This window comes from Burkholderia sp. E168m15 (genome assembly GCF_016586105.1).
Classification (GTDB): Bacteria; Pseudomonadota; Gammaproteobacteria; order Burkholderiales; family Burkholderiaceae; genus Burkholderia; species Burkholderia orbicola.
The window spans coordinates 1-7,564 of sequence record NZ_BCPO01000131.1 but is presented as its reverse complement, the minus strand read 5'-3'; the positions used below and the strand labels follow the sequence as shown (position 1 = coordinate 7,564).

Below are 7,564 nucleotides of genomic sequence, written 5' to 3'. Positions count from 1 at the left end.
TCGCCAGGTCGTGCGCGTCGACAATGCGGTCGCGGTGGTCGGCGATCACACGTGGGCCGCGAAGCGCGGCGCATCGGCGCTCGTCGTGAAGTGGAACGAAGGCGCGGGCGCGAAGGTGTCGACCAAGGACCTGTTCGCGGATCTCGCGCAGGCGGCGGCGAACGGCAAGGGCGCGGTCGCACGCAAGGAAGGCGACGTCGGCAAGGCGTTCGCGAACGCGAAGACGCGCGTCGACGCCGTCTACGAACAGCCGCTGCTCGCCCACGCGACGATGGAGCCGGTGAACTGCACGGTGCACGTGCGTGGCGACGGCTGCGAGATCTGGGTCGGCACGCAAGTACCGACCCGCGCACGCGACACGGCGCAGCAATTGACCGGGCTGTCGCCGGACAAGATCGTCGTGCACAACCATCTGCTCGGTGGCGGATTCGGCCGACGGCTCGAGACCGACATGATCGGCCAGGCCGTGAAGGTCGGCAAACAGGTCAACGCACCGGTGAAGGTGATCTGGACGCGCGAGGAAGACGTCCAGCACGACATGTACCGGCCGTGCTACCACGACGCGATCTCGGCCGGCCTCGACGCGAACGGCAAACCGGTCGCGTGGCAGCACCGGATCGTCGGCTCGTCGATCCTCGCGCGCTTCGCGCCGCCCGCGGTCAAGGACGGCGTCGATCCCGACGCGGTCGAGGTCGCGGCCGAACTGCCGTACGACCTGCCGAACCAGCTGGTCGACTACGTGCGCCAGGAGCCGCGCCACGTGCCCACCGCGTTCTGGCGCGGCGTCGGGCCGACGCGCAGCACGTTCGTCGTCGAAAGCTTCATCGACGAACTGGCCGCGCAGACCAAGACCGACCCGGTGCAGTACCGCCGCGCGCTGCTCGACAAGACGCCGCGCGCCCGCAACGTGCTCGACGTCGCGACGAAGGCGGCCGGCTGGGGCACATCGCTGCCGAAGGGGCAAGGGCGCGGCGTGTCGGTGATGCACGCGTTCGGCAGCTTCTTCTCGATCGTCATCGACGTCGCGGTGGACGGCGGCGAGGTGCAGGTCAAGCGCGCCGTGTGCGCGGTCGATTGCGGGATGTACGTCAATCCGAACACGATCGAGGCGCAGGTGCAGGGCGGCATCATCTTCGGGATCACGGGCGCGCTGTACGGCGAGATCACGATCGAGGACGGCCGCGTCGTGCAGACCAACTTCAACGACTACCGGATGATGCGAATCAACGAGGTGCCCCCGATCGAAGTCCATCTGGTGAAGAGCGGCGAGGCGCCGGGCGGGATCGGCGAGCCGGGCACGGCCGCGACCGCGGCGGCGCTGTCGAACGCGATCTTCGCGGCCACCGGCACGCGGCTGCGCAAGCTGCCGGTCGGCAACCAGCTGAAAACGGCCTGAGGGGAGGGGACAACGATGCGATATCTCACCCTGAACCTGAACACGCTCCGCGCGTGGCTGTTCGCGCTATCCGCTCTGGTGATCGGCACGGCTGCGCATGCCGCGCAGACGGCGCCCGCCGACAGCGCGCTCGTCGCCCGCGGCGCGTATCTGGCGAAAGCCGGCGACTGCGTCGCGTGCCACACCGCGCCGCGCGGCACGCCGTTCGCGGGCGGCCTGAAGATGGTCACGCCGATGGGCGCGATCTACACGACCAACATCACGCCCGACCCGGAGACGGGCATCGGCGGCTATACCGAAGCGGATTTCGCCAGCGCGTTGCGCAAGGGCGTCGCGAAGGACGGTCATAACCTGTATCCGGCGATGCCGTATCCGTCGTACGCGAAGCTGAAGGACGACGACGTGAAGGCGCTGTATGCGTACTTCATGCACGGCGTCGAACCGGTGAAGCAGGCGAACCGGCCGTCCGACATCCCGTGGCCGCTCAACATGCGCTGGCCGCTCGCGTTGTGGAACGCGGTGTTCCTCGACACGACGCCTTACGCGGACAAGCCGGCCAAGGACGCGATGTGGAACCGCGGCGCGTATCTCGTGCAGGGGCTCGGGCACTGCGGTTCGTGCCACACGCCGCGCGGTGTCGGCTTCCAGGAGAAGGCGCTCGACGAAGGCGGCGCGGCGTTCCTGTCCGGCGCCGCGATCGACAACTGGTTCGCGTCGAACCTGACTGGCGAGCACAACACCGGGCTCGGCCGCTGGAACGAGGCGGACGTCGCGCAGTTCCTGAAGACCGGCGCGAATCAGCACGCGACCGCGTTCGGCTCGATGGTGAGCGTGATCAACCACAGCACGCAGGAACTGACCGACGACGATCTGGCTTCCATCTCGCGCTACCTGAAATCGCTGCCGGCGGCAGGCGGCACGGGCGCGCCGCCGTACCGCTATGATCCGAAGGCGACGCAGGTCGCGCTGGGCCGGCCGGCAGCCGATCCGGGCGCGAAGGTGTATAACGCTTACTGCCTGCATTGCCACGGGGTGGACGGGCGCGGTTATGCGCCGCTGCTCGCGCCGCTCGCCGGCAATCCGAACGTGCTCGAGGCCGATGCGTCGTCGCTGATCAACGTGACGCTGAACGGCAGCGACACGCTCGTGATCGGTGGCGTGCCGTCCGCGTATCCGATGCCGGCGTTCTCGAACCAGTTGAACGACCAGCAGGTCGCCGACGTGCTGACGTTCATGCGCGCCGGCTGGAACAACGGCGCGCCGGCCGTGCAGGCGGCGGACGTCGCGAAACTCCGCAAGGCGACGGCGGCCGCGCACTGAGCGCGGTGCGCTGCAAAAACGACGGCGGCCGGCGTGCCTGCCGTCGACGCCGCCGGGCGCGTGCCTGCCCCGGCGGCGTGGCTTTTTCTGTTTCTGTCAACCGGCGCGCGACCGTTCGCGGCAGCGCGCGTTTTATCGACGCAATGTAGGGGTGTCTGGATGGCTAACGTGACTTATACGGATACGCAACTGCTGATCGACGGCGAGTGGGTCGACGCCGCGAGCGGCAAGACGATCGACGTCGTGAACCCGGCGACCGGCAAGCCGATCGGCAAGGTGGCCCACGCGGGCATCGCCGATCTCGACCGGGCGCTCGCCGCCGTGCAACGCGGCTTCGAGGCATGGCGCAAGGTGCCCGCGCACGAACGCGCGGCGACGATGCGCAAGGCGGCCGCGCTGGTGCGCGAACGCGCCGACACGATCGCGCAGCTGATGACGCAGGAGCAGGGCAAGCCGCTTACCGAAGCGCGCGTCGAAGTGCTGTCGGCGGCCGACATCATCGAATGGTTCGCGGACGAAGGCCGCCGCGTGTACGGCCGGATCGTCCCGCCGCGCAACTTCAATGCGCAACAGACGGTCGTCAAGGAGCCGGTCGGCCCGGTCGCGGCGTTCACGCCGTGGAACTTCCCGGTCAACCAGGTCGTGCGCAAGCTGAGCGCCGCGCTCGCGACCGGCTGTTCGTTCCTCGTGAAGGCGCCGGAAGAAACGCCCGCATCGCCGGCCGCGCTGCTGCGCGCGTTCGTCGACGCAGGCGTGCCGGCCGGCGTGATCGGCCTCGTGTTCGGCGATCCGGCTGAAATCTCGTCGTACCTGATTCCGCACCCGGTGATCCGCAAGGTGACGTTCACCGGTTCGACGCCGGTCGGCAAGCAACTGGCCGCGCTCGCGGGCCAGCACATGAAGCGCGCGACGATGGAACTGGGCGGCCACGCGCCGGTGATCGTCGCCGAGGACGCGGACGTCGCGCTCGCGGTGAAGGCCGCCGGCGGGGCGAAATTCCGCAACGCGGGCCAGGTCTGCATTTCGCCGACGCGCTTTCTCGTGCACAACAGCATCCGCGACGAATTCACCCGCGCGCTGGTCAAGCATGCCGAAGGGCTGAAGGTCGGCAATGGCCTCGAGGAAGGCACGACGCTCGGCGCGCTCGCGAACCCGCGGCGCCTGACCGCGATGGCGTCGGTCGTCGACAACGCGCGCAAGGTCGGCGCGAGCATCGAGACCGGCGGCGAGCGGATCGGCGCGGAAGGCAACTTCTTCGCGCCGACCGTGATCGCGAACGTGCCGCTCGAAGCGGACGTGTTCAACAACGAGCCGTTCGGCCCGGTCGCGGCGATTCGCGGCTTCGACAAGCTCGAGGATGCGATCGCCGAGGCGAACCGTCTGCCGTTCGGTCTGGCCGGCTACGCGTTCACGCGTTCGTTCGCGAACGTGCATCTGCTGACGCAGCGCCTCGAAGTCGGGATGCTGTGGATCAACCAGCCGGCGACGCCGTGGCCGGAAATGCCGTTCGGCGGCGTGAAGGATTCGGGCTACGGGTCGGAAGGCGGCCCGGAAGCACTGGAGCCGTATCTCGTCACGAAGTCGGTGACGGTGATGGCCGTCTGAGGGTGGCCTTGATGGCCTGATGGCCGGTTGGCCGCGTGCGTGCCGCCATTTGCGCGGTACGCACCCGGCTGGCGTTGCCGAGCGCCGGGCGTTCTGCCCGGCCTCGTTGTTTCCGATTCGTTCGCCGTCGGCACCTGCAGCGCCTGCTGCTCACGAAAGCCCGGCCATCGACGTGCGATCAGCGCCAGAATTGCTCCACCCACTGGCAAACACGTTGCCACTCGGCGGTCCTCATGTACGCCTGGGTTTCCTTCTCCAGTTCCGGCACCTTGTGCCAGTCGTCCAGTGCGATGGATTGACCGAGCACGAAATTTCCGCGCTGGTAATTGGCGTTCAGTATCTGCCCGGCCTGTTGTGCGGCGATCGCCGCCGTCGTATCCATCGTCAGCCCGAGCAGGGCTGCCGCCGGTACGCGCCCGCTTTCGAGCGGCCACAGCCATTTCGAAACGCCCCAGGTCAACGGGTTGCCGACGGCGTCCGGGGCAATGCCCACGGGGCTGGTTCCGGTGCCGAGCGACAACAGGCGCACATCGTCCAGGCTGCCTGCGCGACGGCTCGCCAGCGCCTCGGCAATGGCGGACACGGAAGGATTGTTCGCAAACACGCCGCCATCGGCGAAATAGCCAAGCCCGGCGATTTCGTACGGCGGGAAATACGTCGGCGCAGCCGACGTGGCAAGTGCGGCATCGAACAGGCTGACGTTACGGTAGGCGTTGCCGTTTCCGTTGGAGAAGGTGCACGGAGCCCAGCTCCTGGTGGGCGGATCCCACAGGCGCGCCGAGTTGATTGCGACGAAGCGGGACAGATCGGCCAGCTTGCCGCTGCCGACCAGCGACTTGGCGATCTCCTGTAGCCCGGTGTTGACATACTGGCATTGGAACACGCCCGGGCCAGCCAGGATCGTGCCTTGTTCGAGTGCTTGCGGGTGCTGCTCGAGCACTTGCTTTTGCGCCAGCCACGCCCCGTTTTCCCGAAAGATCACCGGGCCCTTCGTCCTGTAGATATCGACGATCTCGGAAATGGATACGCCCCGGGCGAGCCCCAGGGCGATCAGGCCGCCCGTGGATGTGCCGGCAAAGCCGTCGGCGCTCGCGATGATCCGGCTGCGCCGGTCGAGGTCCTGGATGAGCAGGGCGGTGATCAATCCCCGGATACCGCCGCCATCGCAACTGAGAATCTTGAAAGTCATTGCGTTTCCCTTTTTTGATCGTGGGATGAATGCGAATGGCGCAACCCGGCGGGCATCCCGCCCGTGTCGCCGGGGGATGCTCCGCTACCTGCGCCGTGTCGCCGCCGGAAATTCACGCCGGCGGGCGAAGCGTCGTGCGTTATTGCTCGTCGAACCTCACATCGAGCACGGTGTAGGCATCCCACGCATACAAATACGCGTTGTCCTTGGAATAGAGCGACAGTTTCTGGTGGTTGAAATCGGAAATCAAAATCGAGCCCTGACGCGTCCATCCGCGCGCGCCTATCCAGTTATAGAAACCCACGTAGGCGTTATTGCTGACGGACATATATCGGCTGGTGCCGAGGATCCGGTAATACGTCACGCCGTTATAAGGGTACTGTTCGAGCGTCAATGCTTTCGCGGCGGAATCGACGAGAACGGCCCATTCGCCGCTGTTTTGGCCAAGCCAGCCCAATTGCACACCGTCGTGATAGAGCGCCATTTTGAATGTATCGACCTCGATGGCAGAAACAGGGGCAGTGTTGGCGAATTCCGCAAAGGTCCCGTGTGGCTGATTTTCAATCGGATTGAGATTCATTTTTTTCACCTTGAAGAGGTTGGATGCTTCCCCGTGCCTTCGAGAACAGCGCCATGCGCTTCGGACGCATGGCACGCCGGCATCGTCAAAGGCCGCGATTCCGGCGAATTCGGTGGTGCTCCAATCCGGCTGGACGATGGCAGATCGACCATGATGGCGCCGGATAACGCCAGCGATCACGGCCGAGACGGCGGGACATGCCGGAGCATTGGCATTATCGAATGCCAGGCATTCAATTTCCTTCTATTGGGGTGATTGTCTCGAGTGTCGCCGCTGTATTTTCGATTGACTTGGCACCAGTGATTTATAGGAAATGAAATGACGGATGACAAGGTTGGCGGAAGAGGTGAATTTAATCGAAATTAAAACAATACCGATCGAATTGCATATATTTGAAACATTCGAACCTGTCCGACCCCATGAATGGTTTCGCATGCGTCGGATGGCAGGGATGGCGGCAGAGGCGGTGACGCATTTCCGCTTTAACGAGTGTGAGTCGACGTGGGGCGTTTGCTCGTTCCCTCAGCCGCGCGGGAATGACCCGCTGGGGAAACGAAACACGAAATCAGCGGCCAGATATGTCGCGGCCATTTGGCCGCCGTGTGGAAGTGTGTATCAGGTGCTCAGGTGCGCGGCGTTCGTACGCCGCCGCCGGACGCGTTGCGATCGAGCGTCTGCGCGCGCCCTTTGGAACGACGCTGACGATCCGTGAATCCGGAGTGCCCGCTTATTTTGTTGGCCTTGCCAAATTCGTTTAACGTTAGCCAAACGGCCGGCCGGCGACAAATTCATTCAACTTTTGCGGGTTTGCTACGAATGTCTGAAGAATACGAAGTTCATGGTCCTCATGACCATGCGGTGGAACATCACGAGTCTCATGGTGGCGATCCAGGTACGTCGCGCATTGCAGTGCTGACGGCCGTGCTTGCGTGCTTCGGCGCAATATCTGCCTATCAGAGCGGTGCCGACGAGAGCCTCGCGCTGCTCTACAAGAATGACGCCGCAATCCGGAAAACCGAGGCTGCGAACCAGTGGGCCTACTACCAGGCGAAGGGTGACAAGCAGAATCTCGCCGAACTCGGTGCGGCGTTGAGCCCGGAGACATCGCCGCAGCGAAAGCGGTTCGAGACGGATGCCGCGAGATACCGCGCCGACAAGGAACCGATCCGGGCGCGCGCGGAGGCGCTCGAAAAGGAAGTCGAGAAGAACAACGCGGCGAGCGAGGAGCGGATGCACCGACACCATCGATGGTCGCAGGCGACGACCGTCATCCAGATCTCGATCGCGCTGGCCGCTATCACGATCCTCACGCGGCGATCATGGATGCAGGGGCTGTCGATCGGCGTGGCCGCGATCGGCATCGTGGTGGCGGGGTTGGCGTTCTTTGGGGTTTGATGGGCTGAGAGGTCGTCAGGGTCCAGTCGTATCGATACAGACTAGCGGTCATAATTTTACATAACGTGAATTATCGACC

Annotated in this window: 6 protein-coding genes; 4 read left to right on the top strand and 2 right to left on the bottom strand. The window is 65.1% G+C overall.

Annotated elements, in window-relative coordinates; genetic code table 11:
• The 3 genes from JMF86_RS20460 to JMF86_RS20450 all read left to right on the top strand — a co-directional run.
• Nucleotides 1-1,396: xanthine dehydrogenase family protein molybdopterin-binding subunit (locus JMF86_RS20460; RefSeq protein WP_201317124.1), on the top strand; the 1,396-nt coding region annotated here is incomplete at its 5' end.
• A 15-nt stretch (nt 1,397-1,411) separates the two neighbouring features.
• Nucleotides 1,412-2,716 (top strand): cytochrome c, encoded by a 1,305-nt coding sequence (locus JMF86_RS20455; protein WP_011547691.1) that lies wholly within the window; start codon nt 1,412-1,414, stop codon nt 2,714-2,716.
• A 159-nt stretch (nt 2,717-2,875) separates the two neighbouring features.
• A complete protein-coding gene (locus JMF86_RS20450; RefSeq protein WP_011547690.1) occupies nt 2,876-4,321 on the top strand; it encodes an NAD-dependent succinate-semialdehyde dehydrogenase in 1,446 nt (481 codons plus the stop codon).
• 178 nt (nt 4,322-4,499) lie between these two features.
• Here the strand turns inward: JMF86_RS20450 and JMF86_RS20445 are convergent, their stop codons facing one another.
• Nucleotides 4,500-5,510, bottom strand: coding sequence for a patatin-like phospholipase family protein (locus tag JMF86_RS20445; RefSeq protein WP_011547689.1), 1,011 nt, complete (start codon nt 5,508-5,510; stop codon nt 4,500-4,502).
• A gap of 139 nt (nt 5,511-5,649) precedes the next feature.
• A complete protein-coding gene (locus JMF86_RS20440; RefSeq protein WP_011547688.1) occupies nt 5,650-6,090 on the bottom strand; it encodes a hypothetical protein in 441 nt (146 codons plus the stop codon).
• A gap of 816 nt (nt 6,091-6,906) precedes the next feature.
• Between JMF86_RS20440 and JMF86_RS20435 the strand changes: the two genes are divergently transcribed.
• Nucleotides 6,907-7,485, top strand: a complete 579-nt coding sequence (locus JMF86_RS20435; protein WP_011547686.1) for a DUF4337 domain-containing protein — start codon at nt 6,907-6,909, stop codon at nt 7,483-7,485.
• Nucleotides 7,486-7,564 lie beyond the last annotated feature (79 nt).